The following is a 26,380-nucleotide window of genomic DNA, read 5'->3' on the forward strand; positions in this document are numbered from 1 at the left end:
AAAAGTTGACGTAAGTGCTTGAAATACTTGGTATATAAATTGCAACGCATTTTACATGCCATCTTTTTATGTTTTGTGAAAAAATATCGCAAAATTTTAAAACCATGTTTGAACGGCTTCAAAAACAGTGAAACTTTAGTAATAATTATTGAAGTTAATAATTTCTTTAATTCAAGAATATCAGTACATATGGACTTGTATGATTCTTTGTTTAAAAAATCAGATTGGTATAATAATTCTATCCAGTAATCTGTTTCATTTGCCTCTTTTTGAGCAATTGCCATTTTATGTATAAAATCTGCTTTGCTTTCGGCATGTTCAGCCTCACGAACTAATGCTCCAATGGCAGTTCCACTTCGTAATAATTGTTTGCTGAGAATAAATTCCTTCTTTTCAATCAGGTATTTATAGAGTTTCACAATCCGTAATGCAAAAGCAAAACTCTTATCTCTAATAATATTTGTTTTTTTCATATTCACCTTTTAATAATTGTGAATTATGAATGATAAATTATAAATTTTTTCACAATTCACAATTCACAATCCATAACTCACAATCCATAACTCATAATTCATAATTCACAATTCATAATTCAATAATCGGCTTTAATATTTCAGGCGATTTTTCAGAAAAGCTGCTCATCCGTTTAACAATTTCACTGTTTGGATCGCTCCAGCGGTTATGAAGTTCGGTTATTACCTGTTCTTTCTGGGTATCGTTCAGGGTTTCAAACTCATTGTCCTGCATAACTTCTTCAATATCTTTTTCTACAAATTGCAGGACATCTATTTTTCGTTCTTTCATATGATCGGGGAAGTAGAGTTCGAAGACGAGAGCATCAATAATAGATTCAATATTTATTAAGTCTATTTCAAGGTTTGTTTCTTTTGTGAACAAAATACAATCTACAATATTAGCAAATAATAATTGAAATTGGCTTTCAGGCTTATAAATTGGGATTTCTAAAATTGGGCCCTTGTCAATCTGATATGCTTTTCCCTGCATTTTTCCTTTATTTCTCAACCAAAATGCAATTAATTCGGAATTAAAAAGAGCTGTGAGGTATTTTTGATTAATTCGATTTGTTTTAATTACAAAAAATGTTTGAGAAACATAACAGTCAAAATCTGTAAATGTAAATGTTGGGCGTTGTGGACACTTTCTTAATGATATTATTTTTTCTCCTTTAAAGAAATATTCATTTCTTGCACGATGCAGTCCATATGGCTTATTATCAGATGTAATTACATTAGAAAACCTATCTAAATGCCTTTTTATATTTGGATATGGTTTTAATGTGAGAGGATTTTTGAAACTTGAATCAGTGTAAATTACCCAAGTGTCATTATTGCTGTTGCCGAAGTATCTTGTTAACTGATTTGTTGAATAGAAAGGTTTTATTAATTCGGTTTCTTTTTCTGTAAGACTAAGACTGTTTTTTCCCTCATTTGATAAATTGAATATGCCTGAACCAATTGGTATTTGGTTATTTAAAATTGATGCCCCTTTTTTGTTTAGATAATCTTGTGGCGCAACTATGCCCTGTGCAACTTCTTTTGTTTTATCAAGAGTAAAGTTACTTCTTGTCATTATGGCATTTAAAATTCGCTCATTATCAGTATTAACAAATGATATTCGTTTATCAAGCAAGTTAATCGGTATTATCTCAAGATTGTGATAATCGTGGTTTCCTTTCCTTTTAAGTAATTCATTGGCATTTTCTTGAGTAGATTTTTCTGTGCTTATCCTTCGGTAATCTATTTTATATTGTTCACTCTTATTTTTCTCTAATATATAAACCATAGTTTGAATCGAAGCACTTTCAAAAATCATAAAATCCCTAAAATCCAAAAATTGCTTAATAATTGTGTTTTCCAATACTTTGTTTCTAAATTTTGAAGCTCCTTCATTTGTGACCCAATTATTTGTTGCAATAAACGTTGTGTTTCCATTTTCTTTTAAAAGGTCAATTGATTTACAACCAAACAAATACCACAAGTCCATCTTCCCTTGATAACACTCTGTATTTCTTAGGCCATCAAATACACGTTTGTCTGTGTATTCTTTGATATATGGCGGATTCCCAATCACCACATCAAACCCATTCTTAATATCAAACATCCATTCAGGGTCAAAAAAAGGTGATACACCATTCTGGTCATAAGGGTCCCAGCTAGCAAGCTGTTCCGCAGACTCAACCGGCAAATTGCCTTTTTTCAGAATGTCTGCGATCTCATTTCTGAGTTCTTCATCTTTTTTACGGTATTTAACCTTGGTTCGTTTGTCTTTGGCTCCAAAGAGTTTATGCCGAATTGCTTTTAATTCTGCTTCTTTTTCCTGCACCTCTTTGGTGTAAAACAGTTCGCCGTCCGGCTTGTCAATTCCGATAAGCGTATTTGCCGTAACAAACTTGGTTTCAAGGTTCGGGAGTGGTCTTATCCCAAAATTATCCTTGTCTTTGTTCACCTTCTGCTCAACAACAAGGGATATGAAGAATCTCAGTTTTGAAATCTGGGCGGCAATGGGCTGGATATCAACACCGTAAATACAGTTTTCTATTAAAAAAAGTTTACGGGCATAATCGGGATTATTGATGGTTTCATCAAAAGCCTCATTAATTTCATCAAGAAGCTGTTTTCTCTCCTCTTTATCCTTTATTATAAAAACCCCTTCGGTCGCCTTTTGCGCCTTTTCCAACTGTAATTTCCGCCAATACTCATTATCAGGGTCAACTTTTTGCAGGATATGCACCATCTTCTGCAAAATGCCCATGGGAAAAGCGCCTGAGCCGCAGGCAGGGTCAAGGATTTTGCAATTATCAAGGGAATGGATAATCTTCTGTGACAGTTCGGTATTATTCTCAAAGGGATTAACCGGCTCAAAAGAGACTAATTTGTGCAATTGTTCATCCAGCTCTTTTTCTTCCATATCCCAGTTTGAAACAGAATTTTTAAGATGAGCAATCAAACTTTCATCAACCATATAGTTGACTATTTCCCTCGGTGTATAGAACGAGCCTGTCTGTTTTCTCGCGGTTGTTTTTGTTTCAGGGTTGTAACTTGCAAGGAGATTTTCAAAAACCTTGCCCAATAGTTCAGGATCAAGGGCAACATCCTCTTCAATAGGAGTGTTTTCTGCAATGGTAAATTTATAGGATTTTAAAATATTGATTAAGCCTTTCACCGCCGCTTCTTTTGTGCCTTTGTTTTTTGTGCCGTAATCAGAGCTTAAATCGGCTTTTTCTTCCCGACCGAAAAAAAGATAGTCAGGAACAACAAGAAGGTTGATTACGCCATCTGTTTTGCTCATATTATCGGAAAAACCGTCTATATAAATTTTCTTGTCTTTATCATCCAGACATTCAAAGAGACCACCGTTTAAAAATGGAACCACGTTGTTGACCATCTCAAGGAAGCCATCCGGGTTTTTAAAATATTTTTTATGCCGCATCAGATAATCAACACCACGGTGTTTTCCGTAACTTTCATCCCCCCTGAAACCACGTTCTCTGCTGTCAACGCTGTCCGGTTTTACAGGGCAGTTAAGCGTGGCAAAAAAGAGGTTCTGCAAAATGGCTTTGTAATAGATGCTTTCTCTGTTCTCTTCTTTGAATAAACTATCTTCCTCATTAAAGGGTAAAATCTTTTTTAAAATGTTTTTTTGTAGTGCTTCTAAATCAAATAACTCTTCCGGTATCAATTTCTTCTCTTTGATAAACCAGACAAACAGCAGGCGGGTAAGCATACGAATAACATTTTGAGCCTTATATTGCTGATTTTTATCATCAATATATTGAGATTCGGATGGAAATTTCACATGCTTAATTGCCCAGAAATACCAGTTTGAAAGTTCGGAATAGAATTTTTTATTGAGAAGGTTAACACTGAATACTTCCTGCCAGTATTGATAAAGCCCTTCAAAAGAATTGATTCCTTTTTTACCTGAACGGGCAATTTTTAACTCTTCAAGTATCTTTAAATGACCGGTGTGCGGGTTTTCTATTTCAATATCACGCAGGATTGAGACCTTGCCTGCCTTTTCGCCTTCTCTCCACTCCTGTTTGTATTTTAACCGTTCAGCACTGGCAAGGGAGATGAAATTATCATACCTGAAAATAACGACAACGGGAGTATAATAAAACTCACGGTTAAAGGCTCTCGTGACTTCTGCAAGTTGTGTACGGGTTGGCAGGAGGCCATTTTCTCTTTCGGTAAGCGTAACACCAAAAATAAGGATACCGTCATAATCTTTTTCCTGTTTTTTTATCTCGGAAATATCTGCACTTTTCGCACCTTCAAAAGCCTTATCATCAACCATGCCAAGAATATAGACATCGTTCATAAGCTGATATGCAGGGCTTTTATCCTTATAAGTTTTTAATAAAATATCCTGTGGTTTCAGCGGCTTTTCATCAATATAATTAACAGGGATATTCAAAGAATTAAAAAGGGTTTTAAGTCCTGTATAAAAATTCTCTTGTGCTTTAAAACAATCTAAATTCATCTTTACCACATTCACAATTCATAATTCACCATTCATAATTCACAATTCACAATTCACAATTCACAATTCATAATTCACAATTCACAATTCACCAAAAACCATGTAATCAGATCAAAATTTTGTAATTTATACTTATCACTTACGCTTGTATTTTCCTTTACCCGCTTCACTGCATAGCTATCACCCGCCTTCAATTTAGCGAGAATATCTTTGGTTTCTGCTCCTGCCCGTTTTTTAATGGAGCCATTATCCTGGATTTCCTCTTCACCTGATTGTGAATCAAGCCACTTTTTCATTGAGGTTACAAGCTCTTTTATTGCCGGCTCTTCTCCTCTTTCGATTTTCTCCGGGACAAATCGTGATTCACCTTTGTGCTGGGAAAGTACATCGAGAACCTCTTTTTGATTCAACATCACCTGTTTTCCGTTTTTATCGATATAGATCAGGTCATAGATTTGATATTCATGGTTTAATACTTTTGGCGGCTTCGAAGGATATCCAAGCAAGGCTATAATTCCCGTCTCCGAACAGATAGATTTATTGGCTTTAAAACCGGTGTAAACACCTTTGGGCATGTTTTTGTAATACTTCTCATCTTTTTGAAGTTCTTCAAGCAGGTCTTGACGAAAGTCTTCAAGAGATAAATTATCAAAACCAAGACCCGCGTCATTTTTTTCAATCTCATCCCATGAGGTTTGCATCTGCATCAACATTTTTTTGTTCAGTTTATCTTCAAAGTCATCATCTGATGCCATTTCTTTAAAGCTGTCTGAAAATTCAAGATTAACCTCCGAGCCTGCGAGCTTCATCATTGTCATTCGTTCTTCAATTCTGCCTTTAAGATTTAAATAATTGTTAATGTTATCTGAAGGCCAGTAATTTATTCCAAATATTTCTTTATTTGGTGAGCCAAGCCGGTCAATACGACCGAATCTTTGAATAATTCGGACCGGATTCCAGTGTATGTCATAATTAATAACCATGTCACAATCCTGCAGATTCTGACCTTCACTTAAAACATCGGTGGCAATAAGGATATCTATGGGGTCTTTTATTTTTGAATGAACTTTCTTGTCATTTTCTGCTGCCCATTCTACCCACTGTCTGTATTGTTCCACTTGAGGAAGATTTTCTTCACTGGGGGTAAAGTTCCACTCTTTTTCGTTAAATAATTTAGTAAACGGAGCAAATCTTTCCAGGATTGGTTCAAACAATTTTGTTTCATGCTGCGAGCCATCTGTTTTAGAAACATCACCGCTGACAACAGCCATTTGAGTAAAACCTCTTTGTTTAAGCTGATCAAACAAATAAAATGCTGTATCTTTGTAAACAGTAAAAATCACAACTTTTTGGTTGCCGTTATTATTACCGGATTCTCTTTTTTCTTTAATTTCTTTAATAAGCGATTGAAGTTTGTCGTCCTTACTTTTATGGTTTTTATTACCTGCAACTTCATCCTTTATAGATTTTTCAAATTTATTGAGGTTATTTATTAATGATTCGAGTGCTTCAATATCTTTTTTAAGATCTTTTTTATAGTTATCAAGATTGCCTGCTTTATCAATATCAGATAAAAGAATCTTTCTTTTTTTGCCAAGGGCCAAATTATCAACCAGGTCATCAGCAATATCTTCAAATTCATCATCTTCTAAAATATCCGGTTCTATCTCACCGGCAAAAATCTGATCCTGTTTTTTTTCTACATATATATTTATTTTATCCAATGCATTTTGATGATGAATTAGTATTTTTTGAGTAGTGGAATAAAACGAAAACCATGAAGATTCAAGCCGTTTAACAAGTAAAATATATAACATTTTTACAAGAAAACGGTCTCTTTGTCTTTCATCATGCAGCTTATCCACATCTTTTGTCTGCTCAATATAAAATGATGGCTGGTATCCTGAAAGCATAGGGGGGAAATGATCAAAAAGTTCTTCAAAACTTTCAAAGTTTCCTATCTGTTTTGGGGTAACAAATATATTCTTTGGTTTTTGTTTCTTTGGAAAATGCAGTCCTGTTTTTTGTTTTTCAATCATTTGCCGTGTTCTGGCTACGGTAAGTGAATCCGTAAGTTTGAAAAAATCTGCAGGCAGCATTTTGATAAAATCTGCTATTCTCGGACTGTCATCATCACGCCATTTTTTAAAAGCTTTTTGTGCCCTGCCAAAAAGATGGTCAATATTTCTGATGGAATGAGATTCAGAAAAACCATCCCGGTTGCCTTGTTTGATAAGCTTAAACTGATTCCTGATATCAAGCAGAGTATTATTTATCGGTGTAGCAGACAGCATCAAGACTTTAACATCATCATTTTTCTTTAATATTTCCTCTACAAAAAATTGATATCTGTTTGATTTGCCGTTTCTTAAATTATGACTTTCATCAATGATAAAAAGTTTTGGTTTGTCGTTAATAAATAAGGTATCTGCTCTTTGACGCCTGTAAGCTTCTTTATCCATTCTTTCATCAATTAAATCCGTATGGAAACGAATAAAAAATTCAAGGTTGTCTTTTTCAAATTTTGAATTTTGATGCCGGGAATACCTGTTCCAGTTATATTGAAGTTTTTTAGGGCAAATTAAAATAATTTCACGCCCCTGTAACTGGAAAAATTTCATGACAGCAAGAGCGCTCCAGGTTTTTCCAAGGCCGACAGCATCTGCGAGAATTGCTCCATCGTATTTTTGAAGCATCTTTATTAAACTTAGCACCCCTTTTTGTTGGAAATCATACAAAGTGTTATATATGATTGTATTTTCCAATCTGCCAACCTGCCGGTTAAATTCAGGATTGTCCTGCTCTGAGAGAAGCTGATTGCCAAAGAGTTCAAACAGCACCTTATAATAAAGCTGTCTTGGGGTGTATTTGATAAATATCTGTTCTATTTTCTCAATTAAATATTCTTTGAAAGGTGTGGTCTGTTCTCCCCCCTTTTCATAAATGATGGTCTTTTTCTTATGGGCTTCTTTGCTTTTCCATAGTCCAGCGAACCAGTTGGTTAATTCCTTATACTGATTGTTATCGCCGGTTTCAGCTATATTTAGTTCGATATTGTTTGTTTTTTTTAAACCTATGCCTGCTTCTGTCAAGTTAGAACTTCCGGAAATAAAGTATCTGTGCCTGACATCTTTTTCAGAATTGAAAAGGTAAACTTTGGCATGGCAAAAATTGGGTTCAAGTGTTTTCGCCTCAACTTTTTCCTGCTTTAGAAATTCCACAGCTTCTTTTGCTACAGCAGAGAGCTTTAAAGCTGCCTCTATTGTGATGTTCTCATTCAACAAATCAATTGTACGGTCTTGTATCATATCAATATTAACGATATCTCCAAGAACCATTCTGAAATTGATAATCTTGTTGTTTATCTGTCTGGAAAGGTATGCGAGGGCTCCAACTGTGAAATAGCCGGTAACGATATCCATTTTACCGGATTCGGTGTATTCCCGGAGCCACTCGTAAACTTTTTGATTTTCATTTTTATTATCTAATATCATTATTTTCTTTTTATTTTAAATTTGTTTTTGAAGTATGCGCAGAATACGTTGTTAAAATTAACAAAATAAACGATGCAAAGCGTATGGCAACCCTCTTTTTTGATGTCTAACGAGATTGTCGAAAAAGTCCATTTCTGCTCTTTTTCAGAAAATCACACATAGTAAATTCAACCAGTTACAAGCAAGAAAAGGCGACTTTTTGGCTTTTTCGACAGGCTCAACGGTGAAATGAGCTGCCACAAAAGCCGCCCTAACCCTTTGAATTAATCAAAAATCGGCTCGGCTTTTGTGGTCAGCTCCATTGATATGTTATGCCTTTATATGTTTTTGGATTTCAAGTAATTCAACTTTTTGCTTTTCTAAACATGAAAGTTTTCTCTTAAGGCTATTTATTTCTCTGTTAATTTTCTTCAACTTAAACTTTATCTCTTGTTCTTCTACTGCTTTATTTCCATGTAACTCTTTGGCAAATGCCTCAACTTCTTTTCTGAGTACTCTGAAATACGGATTGCCATGAGCATAGTTCTGACGGTATTGTAATTTTCCCGCTTTCATTGCATCAATTATTTCATCTTCTGTTAGGCCAAATTCTTTACACGCATTTTTGTGACTGAACGTCCCACCTTGCTTGGTCCATTGAGAGTCTGACATTTTTAATATCCAATTTTAGTTGAGCTCAACATGCGGCTGACCTGCTGGACGCTTTTGCCCAGTCGGTGTCGAGCCGTTTGTTGGAATCATTAAAAGTTTTGTTCCATTCTCCTGAAATTTCAATTTCTGATTACAGCGAAGGCTCGTCGATAAGAGAAAGCGCGCGGTTGAGCACCGAAGGAGCTATACGGAAATTCACACGTTCGATAATCTGGGTTATAAGGAGACGCACCTCGAGTAGAAAGCCCTTGCGTTTTGCCAAAATGAGCAAGCCCAGCGTGCCAATGACTTTTAGACCAAGATCTGTGGCGATTTCCCGGGCGTGTTTGTCATCTAAAATAATGCCCTGTATACCCCTTTCCAGCGCAAGAGCGATCGCTTCGCTTTCACCGGTATGAAGGTTCAACTTCAAAAAGCGGACCGGGAACTCCGTAGCAACCGGTTCAATGCGGATGAAAGATGGCAATTCTCCATGGTTTTTCGATGTAATGCCCACGACTTCATCGTGCACCACGACAGGAATGATGACCGTATCAAATAAAAGTTTTAGAAGATCAAGACGATCCACTGAGGAAAGGGCAATGAGCGGAGAGGAGTCACTGACTACCATCACAGGAAGGACTCCATATTGGAGAAGTCTCGTTCAAGCTCGGCGTCATCATAATTCAGAAAGACCCCTTCTTCTTTCAAAACCTGCTGAAATTCCATCCTGCTTTTGCCGCACAGCTCGGAAGCCTTACCGATGCCCAGAGCCCCTTTCTCATATAATTTCACGGACAACAGCTTCATAAGGTCGCTCGGGAGTGTTTTTTCGGGAAGCTTGAGTGAATGCAACACTGAGTCGGGTATTGTTAGCGACAACATGATAGCGCCCTCCTTTTATTATATTTTTATGATACGATCATATTACTGGTAACGGACACGAATGTCAAGTCAATTTCGCAACTTATCTGGTGAGGTACGCTCTTTTAAAATTAAATAACTTATCTATAAGCAAAATATTCCATTGATAATCCTTATATGCATTTTTATAGGTAACTAAATTTTAAGAACGGCGTGGAACGATTTGGTTGGGTGGTTCTATTTTATCAATAAGGGAGTTACTTAGGGGACGGAGTTAACTTTTAAACTTGATTAAGGATGTAACTCTGATATCGCTTTCCCGCTGATTAATTTTATCGCTAAAAGTGTTGGCAAAGCAGTAATACGAAGAGAGATATTCACAATGGCGAATAAATATTTGCTTATTAATGAATAAGTTTGTAAGTTAACTACGTCCCATAAGTTACCCTTTCCTCCAATAATTTTTGATTGCCGTCCAGACAATCTCATTATCAGAGTTCGCTTTTTGGGGGGTCAATTTTGGGTTATCGTTTAGGCCCAAAAGGGGTCAATTTTAGATTAGCGAAACCAATCTGTTTCAGAACCGCTACAAATCTATTTTATGCCAGGAGGATGCCTACTTGTTGGAACTGGTGCGGTACATCCATCTCAATCCGCTAAGAGCCGGACTTGTTACTGATTTAAAGACGCTGGACAATCATCCATACTGCGGTCATAGCGTTTTGATGGCAAAGGTAAACCGCGATTGGCAGAATACAGATAAGGTTTTAGAGCTTTTCAGTGAGAAATCCGGTACAGCAAGGCAAATATACCGGTCTCAGATTGGCTAATTTAAGAAGATAATAGAGCATTCTATTTATTAAATCAATATGTTATTTAGTATTTAGGCCGCTTTTTATAAAAATAATTGGCTCAATTCGAGACTTTCGAAATTACCTCTTAAGATAATAATTATAAATCACCGGATGTAACAGCCGGGAGAAATCGTGAAAAATCAAGCTTGATATTGTTAAAATTATAAAAGGTTACATCGGAGAAAGTAAGGTTGAGAGATTTTTTTAATATTTCAAATATCTCAAGATAATTAAGAAGTATTCTGTTTTTCCATTCAAGTCCCAGCAGAGTTGTGAATTTGATTATTTCTTCACTGCTCCCTTCGATTTCAAGAAAGTTGCCATATGGCATTTTATCGATGCAAAAGTTTGTATTTTCGAGTGTAAGCGTTTCCCGCCATTTCTCATATATCTGCTGTTTTTCAAAACCAAGAAGTTCCAGTATCTGACAGGTGGTAGAAAAATCACTTACTTCAACTTCGTACTCTTTTAAAGTTTTAAACCGGCTGTCTTTTTTTTCAGGCTGTGCTTTGAATGTCATAGTGGATTTTTCATCTTTACGGAGCCTGAGCAGGGATTTATTATTAAACAGCGATTTATTTTTATCATCAAATCTAATATTAATTTCGAAAAGATTTTTGCCGGGATGCGCTCCAAGCGAAACAAGCTTATCACGTAACGCGTTTATATCGGTAATATAATATTTTACTTCCGTTTCTATTTGTTCCAATTTACCGGTTTATTCCTTTTTTTGATTTAAACTACCGTTTATTATTTTACCCTTACAATCACAGAAGAAATTGATTTACTCTGATTAAGGCGCACCCATTGATCGCCGATTATATTGCCAATATGTTCTACCGACCATGCAGGTGTCTGGCCGAAAAAAATGCATAAATAATTTCCGTTGCTGGTATAAGCAATTCCTCCGGGAGGAATTTCGGGAACCGGATTTTCTTCACCAAGATTTATGCCTATGGACCCATAAAGCTCTTTTCCCCATTGCATAAGATTCACGGTGTACGGCAGATTTTGTGCAAACTTTTTTGCAATTGCGGTATCATACAGCTCGGCCTCAAGAATAAATGTTTTAAAATCAAGCTCAATTTGTTTTTTAGACATAAATCACACCCTTATATCATATATTTAAAGATATTCAGACACATAACCCGGCTTTCATAATTTTTATATATTTACCATATAATTTATAAAAATCAATGTTTATACCCGGTTTAAAAACCGCAAAACAATAAAGATAACAAGATATTTTGGCTAAAAAAATTAAACATTTTCCTGTTTAATAATATTTCCGGATTGCACAGTAAAACTTTTATTGATAAATTATTGAAAACCATATAGTTAAATCCGATGATAAGGCAATTTGGTATTAAATTCTATCATAGCATAAACAAACATTATAAGGGCATATTTATATTGACAAAATATTTAAGTAGAATATTATTAGCATTTTTCAAAATAAGGTAATTTGATTTTTCGGGAGGATAAAATGTACGCTATTGTTAATTCGGGCGGAAAGCAATATAGAGTTGAGGTAGGTGAAACCTTCAGACTGGAAAAAATCTCAGGTGATATTGGTTCAACAATTTCATTTGATAAGGTTTTGATGTTTTCGGATGGAGAAACGGTTAAGATAGGACAACCTTTTGTTGAAAATGTTGCTGTTGTCGGAAAGATTGTAGAACAGGATAAGGCAAAGAAAATCCTTGTTTTCAAATTCAAGAGACGCAAGGGATATCGCCGCAAACAGGGGCATCGTCAACCTTATACAGCTGTTAGAATCGAGAGTATAACACTATAATTTTTATAATGCGGTAAAAAGTAAAACTTTTTACAAAGATATTATATATAGTATGTTTTTACAGGAGTTTATGAAATGGCACACAAAAAAGCAGGCGGCAGCTCAAGAAATGGCCGCGACAGTAATGGTCAAAGGCGCGGGGTTAAATGTTACGGCGGCGAAAAAATTAAGGCCGGCAGTATTATAATCCGCCAGTTGGGAACAAAGATCTATCCTGGCAACAATGTCGGCATGGGAAAGGATTATACATTATTTGCCAAGATAGACGGGATTCTTAAATATGAAGAATTCGGCAAGTCACGCAAAAAAGCCAGTGTATATACAGAGTGAAATTTATTGATGAAGCGATTATTACAATCCAGTCCGGAAACGGTGGAAAAGGTTGTGTAAGCTTCCGGAGGGAAAAGTTTATTCCGCGTGGTGGTCCGGACGGTGGAGACGGCGGAAAGGGTGGAGATGTTGTTTTTAAGACAATATCTCAAAAACACACACTTTATGATTTTAAGTATAAAAAACTTCTTAAGGCCGAAAACGGCTGGCATGGAGAGGGAAACCAAAAATCCGGTAAAAAAGGGGAAGACCTTATTGTTGAAATTCCTCCCGGTACCACAATGACCGATACAGACACAGGACTGATAATAAAAGATTTGGTTGAGCCTGACCAGTCTTTTACAATTGCAGTCGGAGGCAGAGGCGGGCAGGGTAATAAAAAGTTTGCTACTTCAACCCATAGGACTCCCCGCTTTGCTCAACCTGGAGAAGAAGGCCAAACCCTAAAAATTAAACTTGAACTCAAACTGATCGCAGATGTTGGTATTATAGGTCTTCCCAATGCAGGCAAATCAACGCTTATCAGCGTTATGTCTTCAGCACATCCCAAAATAGCCGACTACCCCTTTACAACACTTACGCCGGTTCTTGGCGTTGTCGAGGTAGGAAAGGAAGACCAATTTGTGATGGCTGATATTCCCGGTCTTATAGAAGGTGCCCACACAGGAACGGGGCTTGGAATTAAATTTCTAAAACATGTTGAACGCACACGCATTCTTATTCATCTGATTGACGCCTCATCCATAAATACAGACTCCCCACTTTCCGGATATGATATTATAAATAAAGAACTTGCCTTGTATAGCAAAAATCTTGCTGAAAAACCCCAGTTAGTGGTTTTAAACAAGATTGATATTACAGATGCGAAAGAGTCTGCTGATATTTTTATTAAAGCAGCGAAAAATACCAAGGTAATAACCATATCTGCTGCAACCGGTAATGGCATCAAAAAACTCAAACAAAACATTCTGCTGTTATTACAAAAATATTAGTTATATGAAAGCTGATGAAAAATTGATGATAGCTTCTTCAAAAAGGGTTGTTATTAAGATAGGAAGTAATGTACTAACTCAGGATAATGGTCTGAATTTAAACGTCATCGGTTCAATCAGCAGGCAAATAAGCATGCTGATGGACAAAAAAATTGAAGTAATTCTTGTTTCTTCAGGAGCTATGGCTTCCGGAATAAAAAAAATCGGCCTTTCTAAAAGGCCGGATGAAATACCAAAAAGGCAGGCTGTGGCAGCAGTCGGACAGGCCGGGCTTATCATGGAATATGAAAAAGCCTTTGAGCGGTTTGATAAAAAAGTGGCTCAGATCCTTCTTACAAGCGATGATCTATCGAATAGAAAACGTTATCTGAATGCGCGCAATACAATTTATACTCTTTTATCATGGAAGGTTGTTCCCGTAATAAATGAAAACGATACCGTTGCTATTGAAGAGATAAAATTTGGTGACAACGACAATCTTGCCGCTATGATTGCACTTCTTTTGGATGCTGACATTCTGATAACTCTTACAGATATTGAGGGACTTTATGATAAAGACCCCCGAAACAATCCGGAAGCATCGCTTATTCCAACTGTTGAAAGCATTAGCAAGAATTTAGAAAAATTAGCAGGTGGCATTGCCGGTCCGTTAGGAACCGGCGGCATGTTAACTAAAATCATGGCTGCAAAAAAGGTTACAGCAGCAGGAATACCAATGATTATAGCAAAAGGCGAAAAACCTGATATACTTACACGGCTTTTTGCTGGTGAAAAGCATGGCACTTTTTTTGTCCCCAAAAAAGGAAGACTTTCAAGAAAGAAATGCTGGATAGGGTATTCACTGAAACCCCAGGGGGCAGTTATTATCGATGACGGAGCAGTGTCTGCAATAATAAATGAAGGCAAAAGCCTTCTTCCCGGAGGAGTTATAGGAGTAGAGGGCGAATTTAAGGAAGGGGCTCCGGTTGAATTCTGCAATTCAAATAATGAAGTTATTGGAATGGGGCTTGTAAATTACAGCTCAGCTGACATCATAAAAATTATGGGGCTCAAAACCAGCCGTATAAAGGAAAAGCTTGGGCACAAACCTTATGATGAGATAATACACAGAGACAATCTGGCACTGACCGCTGAATGCAGATAAAGCACTCAGATGAAATAAAATTCAAACTATCGAGCCACTTTCAAAATGTTTCAGTTTGGTCAAGGTCAAGGCGGGCGAAAATTTTAACCACAGGAATACATTTAGTATTTCGAGGATAGCGCTATGCTTCACTGCGTGCAAAATTTGAGCCCAACGCAGAGATCGGCCTAAATGGGACGTTTTGAGACTGGCTCTATCAACAAGGATAAGAGGAAAACATATGTCTGTTGATAAAATTATAGAACAAATGGCAAAATCGGCAAGAACCGCCTCGAGAGCTCTCGCAAGATGCTCCACATCCAAAAAAAATGAGGTGCTTTTAAAAATCGCCGAAGAACTGGTAAAAAATGAAGCTTACATAAAAAAAGAAAACAAAAAAGATCTTTCTCAGGCCAAAGAAGCCGGACTCTCCTCAGCATTTATAGACCGGCTTACTATAAAGGATGCAACAATAAGATCAATGGCTGACGGTCTTAAAGAAGTATCGGCACTTGATGACCCGGTTGGCTCTATAGTCAAAACATGGATACGGCCAAACGGTATTGAAGTTTCCCGTATGCGAATACCGCTTGGAGTTATAGGAATAATTTACGAGTCAAGACCCAATGTAACTATTGATGCGGCAGGACTATGCCTTAAAGCCGGAAATGCAGTAATATTACGCGGCGGATCGGATGCTTTTTATTCAAACCAGGCACTTGCCGGAATAATAAAAAAAGTTCTACCCGAGTCCGGCATACCGGAAGAAGCGGTCCAGGTTGTTCCGGTAAAGGAAAGAATCGCTGTAAACGCCCTTTTAAGCCAGGAAGAATATATTGATCTTATTATTCCAAGAGGGGGGGAAGAACTGATCCGTTTTGTTGTAGCGAATTCAAAGATACCCGTTTTAAAGCATTATAAGGGTGTGTGCCATGTTTATGTGGATGAAAGTGCTGATATTGATATGGCCCGAAGGATTTGTTTTAATTCAAAAGTTCAGCGTCCGGGTGTTTGCAATGCTATGGAAACCATGCTTGTAAACAAGAAAACGGCAAAGAATTTTCTTCCCGAAATGGCAAAAGATTTTACTGCTGCCGGTGTTGAGATAAGGGGATGCAGCAAAACATGTAAAATTCTTCCGATGGCAAAAAAAGCAAGTGAAGAAGACTGGCCGGCTGAATATCTGGATCTCATTATTGCCGTTAAAGTTGTCGATGATATGGATGAGGCAATCAGACATATAGAAAAATACGGGTCCGATCATACCGAATCAATCGTTACCAGTGACTACAGCAGAGCGCGGCGTTTTACACGCGAGGTTAGTTCTTCGGTGGTGCTTGTGAATGCATCAACCAGATTTAATGACGGCGGACAGCTGGGATTGGGTGCTGAAATAGGGATCAGTACTTCCAAGCTGCATGCATTCGGACCAATGGGACTGGAAGAGCTTACAACAACAAAATTTATAGCTTTAGGAAACGGGCAGGTAAGAGAATAATATAATTATAAACTCTGTGAGAAAAATTTGAAACGTATAGGACTGTTCGGAGGCACATTCAATCCGATTCATTTCGGGCATTTAAGATCCGCAGCCGAGGTGCGGACCAGATTTATGCTGGATAAAGTCTGCTTTATCCCATCTGCTCTTCCCCCGCATAAAATTCCATCAGGCATTGCTGATGCCAATGATCGTCTTGAAATGACACAAATAGCCATAAAAGGCTATCCTGAATTTTTTTTATCCGATGTTGAACTCAATAGACAGGGCCCTTCCTATACGATAGATACGGTTAAACATTTTCAATCAAATCAAACCGAACCTGTTATTTTTTTCCTCATATTAGGTCTTGACGCTTTTCTTGAAATAGATACATGGAAATCCTTCAAAGAGCTTTTCCGTGTTATCCCATTTATAGTAATGACAAGGCCCGGCTTTAAGTATGGCGGTATTAAAGATAAATTTGCAGTGATTTCCGATTATCTTAAAACAAAGATATCTGACGGATACATATTTTCAAATGAGGATTCGGGCTATATCCATAAAATTTATCAACCGGTATATATACTTGATGTAACTCCGATAGATATTTCTTCCACTAATATCCGGATGCTTATTGAAAAGAAAGAACCGGTTAGTTTTCTGATGCCACAAGAAGTTGAACTTTTTATTAAAAACAAGGGATTATATATATGACTGAAAAAGAGAGCCTAAAGGGAGAAGAAGAAATTACTGCCTTATTCGATCTTTACATAAAAGCTGTCCTGGGTAAAAAGGCCGAAGATATAGTACTTCTTGACTTGCGGGGGCTCACTTCCCTTGCAGATGCATTTATCATATGCACCGGAATGTCAAATCGCCAGGTTACCGCGATAGCTGATTCCATTGAGCGATACCTGAAAAAAGCGGGGAAGAAAATCTTGAGCGTTGAGGGAAAAAACGAAGGACAGTGGGTTTTGCTCGACTACGGAGATATTATAATTCACGTTTTTTATGATACCGTCAGAATGTTTTATGATCTTGAGGGCCTGTGGTCTGATGCAAAACGAATAAACATTGATAGTCCTGAAAAAAATCCACTTAGTAAACCCGGAACTGTTGAAGACTAAAGATGAAATGATACGGCAGATGGGGTTTTTAGAAAGCCGCTAATAAGGAGTTTTTAAATTTATGCAGAACAGACCAAACTTTTGTATGCTCATAATCCTTGACGGATGGGGAATCAGCAATACAAAAGAAGGAAATGCAATAGCTCTTGCAAATACACCTTTTCTTGATTCAATCAAAAAAGAATACCCTTCCACCAGTTTAAAATGTTCAGGCGAGGCTGTAGGCCTTCCCGAAGGTATCATGGGAAACTCCGAAGTGGGGCATCTTAATATTGGTGCAGGCAGGGTTGTTTACCAGGATTTGCTTAGAATTGACAAGGCTATAAGAGATAAAAGCCTGCTTAAAAATGAAGCTCTTTGCCGAATCATGAAAAATGCTGAAGAAAATAAAGCAGCCCTGCATTTTATCGGCCTTCTTTCAGACGGAGGAGTACACAGCCAGATAAATCATCTTTTTGCGTTACTTGACATGGCTAAAGCAAGCGGCCTTAAGAATATTTATATTCATGCAATACTTGACGGAAGAGATACTGCTCCGGATAGCGGCATAAAATATATGCAGCAGCTACAAGATTATATTGATGAAAAGGGCGTTGGAAAAGTTGCTTCAGTCTGCGGACGTTATTTTGCAATGGATCGCGATAACAGATGGAACAGAGTAGAAAAAGCCTACCGGCTTTATACAAACGGTGAAGGAACAAAAGAAAAAAATCCGGTAGATGCAATAAAAAAAGCTTATTTAAAAAATGAGACGGACGAATTTGTAAAGCCCATTATAATTACCGATAAGGATGAAAATCCTGAAGGGATAATAAAAGACAATGACGCTGTAGTTTTTTTCAACTTCAGGTCTGACAGGGCAAGAGAAATAACACGGGCATTAACCGATCCGGATTTTACTTTTTTTAGCAGAAGCTTTTTCCCTAAATTAACCGGATTTGTGTGCATGACCCAATATGATGAAAAATTTACTCTGCCTCTTGCTTTTCCTCCTGTTCACCTTACAGATATTCTTGGTGAAGTAATAAGCAAAAAAGGGTTAAAACAGCTAAGAATAGCCGAAACGGAAAAATATGCCCATGTTACCTATTTCTTAAACGGAGGAGAAGAAAATCCGTTTCCGCTGGAAGAACGTTGCCTGATTCCTTCTCCCCGGGAAGTGCCGACCTACGACAAAAAGCCTGAAATGAGCGCAAGACTCGTGACTGCTGAATTACTATCCCGCCTGCAATCAACACACTATGATTTTATTGCACTTAATTTTGCAAATATGGATATGGTAGGACATACGGGAGTGATTGAAGCTGCAATTTTTGCATGTGAAACTATTGATTCATGCGTAAGCCAGATAGCCTCTGCAGTTAAAAAACAAAATGGTGTGCTGCTTATTACAGCAGATCATGGCAATGCTGAAACCATGCTTGATGAACACAAACATGTTCAAACATCCCACACTTTAAATCCGGTTCCTCTTATCCTGGTTGATGATTCCAGAAAGAAGGTTAAATTAAGAAATGGCGTACTTGGTGATATAGCACCTACCATACTCGAAATCATGGAAATCGAAAAACCTGCTTTAATGACGGGAGAATCCCTGATCGAGAAATAAAGGCTTTGCAATAAAACGACGAACTTGTAAAATATCAGGAATAAAGAGCGCTTATTATCTTATTGCTTTCTTTAAGAGCGTCTTTGCAGGTATCTTTGAAAAATTCACGGATATTTTCCATAAACATGGTTCCGCTTTCATCCTGGCCTGATAATAAAGCGTCTTTTCCTTCATCCATTGCAGATATAAATATTTCAAGAACATCTTTAAAGTTTTTGTTCTTATTTATAAGGCTCTTATAAAGATCAATATCCTGTGCAAAAAGACGGCCTATCAGATTGTAGTTTATCTTGAACACAGGCGTTGAACACGAAAGCACATTACAGGCATCCATATTCATTTTTTGAAGCGTTCTTGCCATGCAAATGGTGGTAAAATGTGTAAGCCCCTGTACTACTGCCATATGCCGGTCATGCGTTAAAGGGTCCATTACACATACAACAGCACCTCGCAAACTGCATTCATTTTCTATCCATTTAAGCCAGCGCTCTCCCCTTCCCGGGCACAATATTACATTCTGGCCTTTTATGGAATCTGTAAAAGGCCCAAACAAGGGATGCGTGCCGAGCACTTCAGCTTTTGTGTTATCCGTCATGCTCTTTACTATTTCTTCTTTTAAAGAGCACATGTCCATCAGAAGCTGTTCTTTGTGCATAAGCGGGCCGATATCTTTTGCAATTGAAATTGCGGCGTCTATAGGAACGCTTAAAATAACCACATCGCACTCTTTTGCCACATCAGCATAGGTAATATCGGTGGTTCTTCCTGAAATCAGAACATTGTGGCCTGCAGCAGAAAAAAAATCTTTAAACCACCTTCCCATACTTCCTGTCCCGCCGATTATTCCGATAGATATTATTTTATTCATCGGATAGCTCTCTGTCTCAACAAATGATCGGCCAGAACAAGGCACGCCATTGACTCGCAAACAACGTTTATACGCGGTATGGCTGAAATATCATGACGCCCCAGAATAGATATGATTCTTTCATTTTTTGACAGATCAATAGTATTTTGTTCGATGGAAATAGAAGGGATAGGCTTTACTGCAACCCGCATAATGATATCATCTCCGTTGGATATTCCGGCAAGAATCCCGCCTGCATTATTTGTTGAAAAACCATCCGGTGTTATAGGATCATTGTTTGTTGAACCAAGCAGAGTTGCGGCTTTAAAACCTGCCCCGATTTCAAACCCTTTCACAGCACCGATACTCATCAAAGCTTTTGCAAGGTCTGCGTCAAGTTTATCAAAAACCGGCTCTCCTAGTCCTGCCGGAACTCCTTTTGCCACAATCTCAACAATTCCGCCAAGAGAATCGCCTTTGCTTTTAACTTGTTTAACTCTTTGTTCCATTTCGACAGCAGCATTACTATCAGGGCAAAAAAACATATTTTGGGATATAATATCAAGATTGCGCTCAACTGCCTTGATTCCGCCCAGCTCAATAGTATAAGCGCATATATTGATATTTTCTTTTTCAAGCAAAGCCTTGGCAACAGCGCCTGCCGCAACTCTTGCAACCGTTTCTCTTGCCGAAGCTCTTCCTCCGCCCCTCCAGTCCCTTATTCCGTATTTGGCCTGATAAGATATATCTCCATGTCCGGGCCTGAATATATCCGCATATTTCTTATAAGCATCCGAATGCTGATCCTTGTTTTTAATCATAATCATTACAGGAGTTCCTGTTGTAACTCCGTTAAACACCCCGGACATTATGATTGCTTCATCAGGCTCTTTTCTTGAAGTACTGGCAATGGAGCTTCCCGGTTTTCTTCTGTCCAGCATAGCCTGAATAACATTTTCATCAAGCGGTATCCGGGGAGGACAACCGTCTATAACAACACCGATTCCCAAACCATGCGATTCTCCCCAGGTTGTTATTCTAAATAATGTTCCAAAAGAGTTTCCGGACATTTTATTGTTTTTTCCTTACTTAGATATTACAAGATTAGCAAAAACATCCCAGAAATTCGGAAAAGATTTTTCAACGCATTTTTTATCTTCTATAATTATTCCCGGAGTTTTAAGACCTACAACTGCAAAACTCATAGCTATCCGATGATCATTGTATGTGTCAATTCGGGCTCCTTTTGGAATTCCCCCTTTGATTACAAGATCCGATCCTACGGATTTTGCTTCAATTCCTGTTTTTGAAAGTTCATTTATAACAGCTGACAGACGATCGCTTTCTTTTGCTTTTAAATGTTCGACATTTTTTATAACCGTTGTTCCTCTTGCAAAAGCTGCCACTACAGCAAGGGTTGGGACCATATCGGGCATATCGGACATATCTGTTTCAATCCCGACAAGCGGCCCGCCTTTAACTATGATTCCATCGCTTTCAAAATAAACCTTGCATCCCATCTTTTCAAACAGCCCGGTTAGCTTAAGATCGCCCTGACGTGAATCTTTTGTAATACCTTTAACCTTGATTTCAGATCCTGTGATGGCTGCGGCAGCCCAGAAATAACCTGCCTGCGAACAATCCGGTTCAACGGAAAATGAACCGGCTTTATAATTTTGTTGTCCATCAACGGAAAAGCCGGTATAGCCGTCCCGGGATACATTTACTCCCAGTTTTGCCATAATATCAATTGTCATATCTATGTAAGGCTTTGATACAGGGCCTTCCACGACTTTTATCTTTATGCCTTTTTCTGTATAGGGAGAAATTAAAAGAACAGAAGATAAAAACTGACTGCTGATATTACATTTCAGTTCAATATATCCGCCTTTGATTTTTCCGCCTTTGATTACAACAGGCGGGCAGCCGTTGTTGTTTACCGAACGGGCTTCAACTCCCAGGCTGTTCAAGCCGTCCAGCAAATCCTGAATGGGACGCTGTGACATGCGCTCCGTTCCGGTAAGAGTGTAGTCACCGTCGCCAAGAGCGGCTACTCCAGTCAACAGGCGCATTGATGTTCCGGAATTGGCAAGATAAACCGGTTTATCATATGCCTTAAGCAATCCTTTGGAGCCATAAACTATTACTTCTTTTTCCAGATTTTCAATCTTAACACCCATCAGCCGTAAGGCTTCAAGTGTAAGAAGAGTATCTTCACTTTTAAGACAGTTTGTAAGACTGCATTTGCCGTCAGACAATGCCGAGGCAATCAAAAGCCTGTGTGTATAGCTTTTTGAACCTGGAACTTCAATTTCACATTTATCAATAATTGCCGGAAGTGTTTCTGTCATGGTTAATATATTCACTATTATATGTCTTTTGCCATAGGATAAGATCCAAGGCATTTGAGGTAAAGACAAATTTTATTCATTTTCTTTATTGTTAAAGCAACAACAGTGTCTTCTATATGTCCTTCAATATCGACAAAGAAAAAATAGCTCCAGTTTTCATGTTTTGTTGGTCTTGACTCCAGCTTGACCATATTTATGCCTGATTCAGCTATAGGCTGCAATATCTTGTATAACGCCCCGGGAACATTAGGTGTTACAAACATAATGGAAGTTTTGTCTACCCCTGTTCTTTTTGTTTCATCTTTTCCTATAACAAGAAACCGTGTGGTATTTTTTGATGTATCTTCAATTTTTGATGCAATGACCTGAAGATTATAGATATGTGCCGCCATGCTGCTTGCAATGGCCGCTGATTCAGGTTCTTCAGAAGCTCTGCGGGCTGCATTGGAAGTACTGTTGCATTCTACAAGAGCCGCTTTGGGAAGATTTTCCTGAATCCAGCTTCTGCACTGGGGAAATACCTGCGGATGCGAATATATTACTTTAATTTTACTGATGGAATCACTTTTTGACAAAAGGTCGTGTGATATAGGGTGGTATAATTCCGCACAAATTTTAAGATCAGATTCAAAAAACAAGTCAAGGGTGTAATTTACCGAACCTTCTATAGAGTTTTCAACCGGAACAACTCCGTAAAGACATGCTCCTTTCCCTACCTCACGGAAGATGTCCCCGATAGTTGACTGCGGCATATAATTAACGGAACGCCCGAAATAACTCATTGATGCGATATGGGAAAAAGTGGCTTCCGGGCCAAGATATGCAACCGAATGATGGTTTTGGATTTCCCGCGATGCAGCTATTATCTCTGAGAATATATGACAAAGCGCCTGTTTGCCGAGAAGTCCTTTGTTAAGAGACGTCAGTTTATTGATAATAGCTTTTTGCCTAGCAATATCAAGAACCTTCTTGCCTTTTTTAGCCTTCATTCTGCCTATTTCCTTGGCAAGAAGAAGCCTTTCATTTATCAGACCCAGAATTTTTTCATCAATATTATCGATACCGTTTCTTAAATCATCTATGGCAGTATCTGATCCGGAACTTTCTTTATTTGTTTTTTTCATAATTTTATTTAGTAAAACAGGCTTGTTGATAAATCATTAATAAGTTTATTATCAAAATTATTATCAAAATTATTATCAGGGTTTTTAGGTTTAAACTTATTGTTCAAGTATTGTTTCTTCTATTTTATAACCAAAATGCCTTCCGCTTTCTTCTATTGCAACAAGAACCTTATCGCCTTTTTTCAGATTGACGACAGACATTGGTTTTCCATCCGGACTGGTCAATCTTATAGTTTCGGCGTTTTGAAGAATTGTTGTAATTTTTTTACCCGCCGCTAATGCCTTAATTATCAATAACGGTCTTTTTTCAATTTTTATCCTTCCTATTATTCCCGCCGTTATATTGCCTTTATAATCTGCAATATAAATCTGATCTCCGGCGCAAAGCTCGGAAAGATACTTTGTTTTGCCACCCGGCACTCTTGTGTAGGCATGGACTGCTCCGGCATTAACTCTAAATGGTCGCGGAGACACATAAGGATTTTCAACCGTTTCCGCATGAACAAGAAAAAGAGCGCTGCTGCTGTTTCCAACAAGCATACCCTGTCCGGGAATCATTGAGGTGCATGTATCAACACATACCCTGTCTCCCATTCCTGCAGGTATAACTTCGTCAATTTCAGCATGTTCCAAAGAAACCTTATCCGTTTCCGAATTAAGCAGAGACAATGTTTTTTTTAACTCAGCCATATCGGAAGAATCAATCAGTATATGTTTTACACCCTTTTCAAGAATCCCGCACACTGTAGAAGCTTGCTGATAATTTTGAACCTGAGCGATAACATCGGCTCCTTTTGCTATAAGGTTTTCAAGGGGAATGACTGTCCAGTCCGTACATTCCAGAATCACTTTCTTATTTAAACTCAGTTTCACTATTTCATCTTCATCTTCACCACTTTTTATGGTATAAAAGATGACATCTTTTCCTGTCTTTAAATCCCCATCTTCGGAAATAGTCTGAATTTTACCAAGTTCTTTTACTTTTTCCGAATATCCCTTCGGAATGAGAACTCCGTCGGCGCCGCCTTCAAGTGCTGTAGTAATAATATCCTTATTCCAAGGATCTGCTTTTACCCAAATTTTTCGCATTTTTCAATCCATTATATTATATTAAATGACTATTCAAGAAGTTTAAGTGCATCCTCAACGCTCATATTGTCATGAACTACAGATGATATGGCCTGAACCATCTTTGCCGGATTCTTATGCTGGAACACATTACGTCCGATTGAAGCACCTGCCCCACCTGCTTCTATGGCTCCCTTAACCATTTCAAGAATATCCCTGTCCGAATTCATTTTTGGGCCGCCTGCAATCACAACAGGAATTGAACATCCTTCTACAACTTCTTTAAAGGATTCGACCGAACCGGTATAGGATACCTTAACTATATCAGCCCCCATTTCATTTCCGACACGGGCTGCATGCTTTATGTATTTTACATCAAACTCGTCTTTAATTTTTTCTCCTCTCGGATAAATCATTGCAAGAAGAGGCAAGCCCCAGATTTTTGCTTCATTGGTAATGATTCCAAAATCTCTTAACATATCCTTTTCCGTGTCATCTCCAAGATTGATATGTATTGAAACAGCATCGGCGCCAAGTTTGATTGCTTCTTCAACCGAACAGACAAGGGTTTTTGCGTTCGGATTAGGAGAAAGGCTTGTTGAGGCTGAAAGATGAATAATCAGCCCTATATCCTTTCCTTTACGTCTGTGGCCTGCTCCAACAAGCCCTTTGTGTTCTACAATGGCATTTGCGCCACCTTCCGAAACCATTTGGACGGCGCTTTTCATATCCTTAAGGCCTTCAATAGGTCCCATGGAAATACCATGATCCATAGGAACTATAACAGTTTTTCCTGTATTTCGGTTTATAATTCGCTCAATCCTGATTTGCTTTCCAATAATTGTCATTTTAATCTTCTCCCGTTTTGATGCAAAAAGGCCGTGAAGACACCTCCTCCACGGCCTCTAAAACAAAAAAAGCCGTGGGCTCCGGGATCCACCCATGGCTTTTTGCGTTTAGTATGTTGTTACCTCAACGCACCACAGGCAGACCGGTGCTATAGTAATAATAAAAACCAAAAAATCTGCCTGTAAATATATTCATCATATGTCCTTAAAAAGTTGCTCCTGATAAGTCATTGTCAAAACAGCTTAATATTAAGCTGTTGGTTTTTTATAATTTAGGATCCTGTATGTCAAGCATTTTTTCAAAATCATACATAAGTATTTTCACTACTTAAAAATACATTGCAAGAATCGAAGTGAGTTCTACGCAATCTTTAGCCAGCTGTTTAAAGAACCAGGGTTCAGGTGTTAAGCGCTATAATCTATTTGCTGTTTGATTAAATATAAAATTTCGTGTACCCCTTTTTATAGTCTTTGTAATATATACGTCCGTACAATCTTTAACGTCTGAGGTCCGAAAATATGACATTATTAATTAATGAAATCTTTTACAGCATACAGGGTGAATCTTTATACAGCGGGTTGCCTTGCGCTTTTATAAGACTTGCCGGCTGCAATTTAAGATGCGCCTATTGTGATACAAAATATGCATACAACGAAGGCAGTGAAATAGAAACAGACCATCTTGTAAAAAAAATCTCGGAATTTGGCTGCCCTTTGGTTGAGATTACCGGCGGAGAACCATTAATACAGGAGGAAACACCGGTATTAATCGAAAAGCTTCTTGATAATAAATTTTCTGTCTTGCTGGAAACAAACGGAAGCCTTGATATAAGCTATATTGATAAACGATGTATCAAAATAATTGATATCAAATGTCCTACAAGCGGAGAATCAGAAAAAAACAATCTGGCTAACATAAACAGGCTTAACCAAAAAGACCAGATTAAATTTGTAATCGGGAACAGAGTTGATTATGAGTTTGCAAAAGATATCGTAAAGCAGATCCCAAAAACTTTTTTCCGGGAAAATATTCTTTTTTCCCCTATCTATAATAAACTCGAATTATCGGAACTGGCGCGATGGATGCTTAAAGATAAATTAACGGTTCGGTTCCATCTTCAATTACATAAAATAATCTGGCCGGATACAATAAGAGGCGTATAGATTGCTGGCTTGAAGATATCCTGAACTATAATAGATAACTCAATGCCGTTGAATTAAGAAAAAGTACTTGCAAATATTCATATAATGAGCTAATTTATTTGTAAATTCTGAATATCTTCAACTTATCAAAAGGAGGAAATAAATGTTAAAAAATCTCTTTCAAAACAACAAAGT

General features: G+C 37.8%; 24 protein-coding genes. 10 read left to right on the forward strand and 14 right to left on the reverse strand.

Annotated features, from left to right (window positions below; translation table 11 throughout):
- The 6 genes from VXK47_RS08905 to VXK47_RS08930 all read right to left on the reverse strand — a co-directional run.
- The coding region (locus VXK47_RS08905; protein WP_435548425.1) for a four helix bundle protein at positions 1–473 on the reverse strand (473 nt) is incomplete at its 3' end.
- Between the two features lie 112 nt (positions 474–585).
- Entirely contained in the window at positions 586–4,503 is a 3,918-nt protein-coding gene (locus VXK47_RS08910) for an Eco57I restriction-modification methylase domain-containing protein (protein WP_435548426.1), read from the reverse strand.
- A 74-nt stretch (positions 4,504–4,577) separates the two neighbouring features.
- Positions 4,578–7,997, reverse strand: a complete 3,420-nt coding sequence (locus tag VXK47_RS08915) for a helicase-related protein (RefSeq protein ID WP_435548427.1) — start codon at positions 7,995–7,997, stop codon at positions 4,578–4,580.
- 309 nt (positions 7,998–8,306) lie between these two features.
- Positions 8,307–8,648, reverse strand: a complete 342-nt coding sequence (locus tag VXK47_RS08920) for a hypothetical protein (protein ID WP_037466161.1) — start codon at positions 8,646–8,648, stop codon at positions 8,307–8,309.
- Positions 8,649–8,778: 130 nt separating this feature from the next.
- Positions 8,779–9,258 (reverse strand): DUF3368 domain-containing protein, encoded by a 480-nt coding sequence (locus VXK47_RS08925; RefSeq protein WP_435548428.1) that lies wholly within the window; start codon positions 9,256–9,258, stop codon positions 8,779–8,781.
- Positions 9,258–9,512, reverse strand: coding sequence for a UPF0175 family protein (locus tag VXK47_RS08930; protein ID WP_435548429.1), 255 nt, complete (start codon positions 9,510–9,512; stop codon positions 9,258–9,260). The genes VXK47_RS08925 and VXK47_RS08930 overlap by 1 nt, the downstream gene beginning before the upstream one ends.
- A gap of 599 nt (positions 9,513–10,111) precedes the next feature.
- On the opposite strand from VXK47_RS08930, the gene VXK47_RS08935 reads away from it, so the two are divergent.
- On the forward strand, positions 10,112–10,321 hold the full coding sequence (locus VXK47_RS08935) for a hypothetical protein (protein ID WP_435548430.1): 210 nt from the start codon (positions 10,112–10,114) through the stop codon (positions 10,319–10,321).
- A gap of 121 nt (positions 10,322–10,442) precedes the next feature.
- On the opposite strand, the gene VXK47_RS08940 is transcribed toward VXK47_RS08935, so the two are convergent.
- Together VXK47_RS08940 and VXK47_RS08945 are read right to left on the reverse strand one after the other, a co-directional pair.
- Entirely contained in the window at positions 10,443–11,054 is a 612-nt protein-coding gene (locus VXK47_RS08940) for a class IV adenylate cyclase (RefSeq protein WP_435548431.1), read from the reverse strand.
- 41 nt (positions 11,055–11,095) lie between these two features.
- Complete coding sequence (locus VXK47_RS08945; protein ID WP_435548432.1) at positions 11,096–11,446, reverse strand: cyclophilin-like fold protein; 351 nt, start codon at positions 11,444–11,446, stop codon at positions 11,096–11,098.
- Between the two features lie 385 nt (positions 11,447–11,831).
- Here VXK47_RS08945 and rplU point away from each other — a divergent pair, with 385 nt between their 5' ends.
- The 8 genes from rplU (at position 11,832) to gpmI (ending at position 18,804) form a co-directional block, all read left to right on the forward strand.
- Positions 11,832–12,143 (forward strand): 50S ribosomal protein L21, encoded by a 312-nt coding sequence (gene rplU / locus VXK47_RS08950; protein ID WP_435548433.1) that lies wholly within the window; start codon positions 11,832–11,834, stop codon positions 12,141–12,143.
- Positions 12,144–12,218: 75 nt separating this feature from the next.
- On the forward strand, positions 12,219–12,473 hold the full coding sequence (gene rpmA, locus VXK47_RS08955) for a bL27 family ribosomal protein (RefSeq protein ID WP_435548434.1): 255 nt from the start codon (positions 12,219–12,221) through the stop codon (positions 12,471–12,473).
- Positions 12,470–13,465, forward strand: coding sequence for an Obg family GTPase (gene obgE, locus VXK47_RS08960; RefSeq protein WP_435548435.1), 996 nt, complete (start codon positions 12,470–12,472; stop codon positions 13,463–13,465). Before rpmA ends, obgE begins: the two co-directional genes overlap by 4 nt.
- The gene (proB, locus tag VXK47_RS08965; protein ID WP_435548436.1) at positions 13,413–14,609 is read left to right on the forward strand and encodes a glutamate 5-kinase; all 1,197 of its coding nucleotides are present in this window, start codon (positions 13,413–13,415) and stop codon (positions 14,607–14,609) included. The genes obgE and proB overlap by 53 nt, the downstream gene beginning before the upstream one ends.
- Before the next feature lie 220 nt (positions 14,610–14,829).
- The gene (locus tag VXK47_RS08970) at positions 14,830–16,086 is read left to right on the forward strand and encodes a glutamate-5-semialdehyde dehydrogenase (protein ID WP_435548437.1); all 1,257 of its coding nucleotides are present in this window, start codon (positions 14,830–14,832) and stop codon (positions 16,084–16,086) included.
- A 27-nt stretch (positions 16,087–16,113) separates the two neighbouring features.
- A complete protein-coding gene (gene nadD / locus VXK47_RS08975; RefSeq protein ID WP_435548438.1) occupies positions 16,114–16,782 on the forward strand; it encodes a nicotinate-nicotinamide nucleotide adenylyltransferase in 669 nt (222 codons plus the stop codon).
- On the forward strand, positions 16,779–17,195 hold the full coding sequence (rsfS, locus tag VXK47_RS08980) for a ribosome silencing factor (RefSeq protein WP_435548439.1): 417 nt from the start codon (positions 16,779–16,781) through the stop codon (positions 17,193–17,195). The genes nadD and rsfS overlap by 4 nt, the downstream gene beginning before the upstream one ends.
- Before the next feature lie 61 nt (positions 17,196–17,256).
- Positions 17,257–18,804 carry a 2,3-bisphosphoglycerate-independent phosphoglycerate mutase gene (gpmI, locus tag VXK47_RS08985; RefSeq protein WP_435548440.1) on the forward strand — a complete coding sequence of 516 codons (1,548 nt, stop codon included), beginning with the start codon at positions 17,257–17,259 and terminating at the stop codon, positions 18,802–18,804.
- Positions 18,805–18,838: 34 nt separating this feature from the next.
- On the opposite strand, the gene VXK47_RS08990 is transcribed toward gpmI, so the two are convergent.
- The 6 genes from VXK47_RS08990 to VXK47_RS09015 all read right to left on the reverse strand — a co-directional run bounded on the left by VXK47_RS08990 (position 18,839) and on the right by VXK47_RS09015 (position 25,042).
- Entirely contained in the window at positions 18,839–19,672 is an 834-nt protein-coding gene (locus tag VXK47_RS08990) for a prephenate dehydrogenase/arogenate dehydrogenase family protein (RefSeq protein WP_435548441.1), read from the reverse strand.
- Positions 19,669–20,721, reverse strand: coding sequence for a chorismate synthase (gene aroC, locus VXK47_RS08995; protein ID WP_435548442.1), 1,053 nt, complete (start codon positions 20,719–20,721; stop codon positions 19,669–19,671). Before aroC ends, VXK47_RS08990 begins: the two co-directional genes overlap by 4 nt.
- A gap of 15 nt (positions 20,722–20,736) precedes the next feature.
- Complete coding sequence (aroA, locus tag VXK47_RS09000) at positions 20,737–22,002, reverse strand: 3-phosphoshikimate 1-carboxyvinyltransferase (protein WP_435548443.1); 1,266 nt, start codon at positions 22,000–22,002, stop codon at positions 20,737–20,739.
- 17 nt (positions 22,003–22,019) lie between these two features.
- On the reverse strand, positions 22,020–23,126 hold the full coding sequence (gene pheA, locus VXK47_RS09005; RefSeq protein WP_435548444.1) for a prephenate dehydratase: 1,107 nt from the start codon (positions 23,124–23,126) through the stop codon (positions 22,020–22,022).
- Between the two features lie 96 nt (positions 23,127–23,222).
- Positions 23,223–24,215, reverse strand: coding sequence for a 3-dehydroquinate synthase II (locus VXK47_RS09010; RefSeq protein ID WP_435548445.1), 993 nt, complete (start codon positions 24,213–24,215; stop codon positions 23,223–23,225).
- Between the two features lie 29 nt (positions 24,216–24,244).
- Positions 24,245–25,042, reverse strand: coding sequence for a 2-amino-3,7-dideoxy-D-threo-hept-6-ulosonate synthase (locus VXK47_RS09015; RefSeq protein WP_435548446.1), 798 nt, complete (start codon positions 25,040–25,042; stop codon positions 24,245–24,247).
- A 519-nt stretch (positions 25,043–25,561) separates the two neighbouring features.
- Between VXK47_RS09015 and VXK47_RS09020 the strand changes: the two genes are divergently transcribed.
- A complete protein-coding gene (locus VXK47_RS09020) occupies positions 25,562–26,206 on the forward strand; it encodes a radical SAM protein (protein ID WP_435548447.1) in 645 nt (214 codons plus the stop codon).
- Positions 26,207–26,380 lie beyond the last annotated feature (174 nt).

Origin of the sequence: Desulfobacterium sp. N47, assembly GCF_051233685.1 — a bacterium.
Lineage (GTDB): Bacteria > Desulfobacterota > Desulfobacteria > Desulfobacterales > RPRI01 > RPRI01.

Coding starts and splice junctions, on each gene's coding strand:
- VXK47_RS08910 (WP_435548426.1), bottom strand. CDS start 4,503: ATGAATTTAGATTGTTTTAAAGCACAAGAGAATTTTTATACAGGACTT.
- VXK47_RS08915 (WP_435548427.1), bottom strand. CDS start 7,997: ATGATATTAGATAATAAAAATGAAAATCAAAAAGTTTACGAGTGGCTC.
- VXK47_RS08920 (WP_037466161.1), bottom strand. CDS start 8,648: ATGTCAGACTCTCAATGGACCAAGCAAGGTGGGACGTTCAGTCACAAA.
- VXK47_RS08925 (WP_435548428.1), bottom strand. CDS start 9,258: ATGGTAGTCAGTGACTCCTCTCCGCTCATTGCCCTTTCCTCAGTGGAT.
- VXK47_RS08930 (WP_435548429.1), bottom strand. CDS start 9,512: ATGTTGTCGCTAACAATACCCGACTCAGTGTTGCATTCACTCAAGCTT.
- VXK47_RS08945 (WP_435548432.1), bottom strand. CDS start 11,446: ATGTCTAAAAAACAAATTGAGCTTGATTTTAAAACATTTATTCTTGAG.
- rplU (WP_435548433.1), top strand. CDS start 11,832: ATGTACGCTATTGTTAATTCGGGCGGAAAGCAATATAGAGTTGAGGTA.
- rpmA (WP_435548434.1), top strand. CDS start 12,219: ATGGCACACAAAAAAGCAGGCGGCAGCTCAAGAAATGGCCGCGACAGT.
- proB (WP_435548436.1), top strand. CDS start 13,413: ATGGCATCAAAAAACTCAAACAAAACATTCTGCTGTTATTACAAAAAT.
- VXK47_RS08970 (WP_435548437.1), top strand. CDS start 14,830: ATGTCTGTTGATAAAATTATAGAACAAATGGCAAAATCGGCAAGAACC.
- rsfS (WP_435548439.1), top strand. CDS start 16,779: ATGACTGAAAAAGAGAGCCTAAAGGGAGAAGAAGAAATTACTGCCTTA.
- gpmI (WP_435548440.1), top strand. CDS start 17,257: ATGCAGAACAGACCAAACTTTTGTATGCTCATAATCCTTGACGGATGG.
- VXK47_RS08990 (WP_435548441.1), bottom strand. CDS start 19,672: ATGAATAAAATAATATCTATCGGAATAATCGGCGGGACAGGAAGTATG.
- aroC (WP_435548442.1), bottom strand. CDS start 20,721: ATGTCCGGAAACTCTTTTGGAACATTATTTAGAATAACAACCTGGGGA.
- aroA (WP_435548443.1), bottom strand. CDS start 22,002: ATGACAGAAACACTTCCGGCAATTATTGATAAATGTGAAATTGAAGTT.
- pheA (WP_435548444.1), bottom strand. CDS start 23,126: ATGAAAAAAACAAATAAAGAAAGTTCCGGATCAGATACTGCCATAGAT.
- VXK47_RS09010 (WP_435548445.1), bottom strand. CDS start 24,215: ATGCGAAAAATTTGGGTAAAAGCAGATCCTTGGAATAAGGATATTATT.
- VXK47_RS09015 (WP_435548446.1), bottom strand. CDS start 25,042: ATGACAATTATTGGAAAGCAAATCAGGATTGAGCGAATTATAAACCGA.
- VXK47_RS09020 (WP_435548447.1), top strand. CDS start 25,562: ATGACATTATTAATTAATGAAATCTTTTACAGCATACAGGGTGAATCT.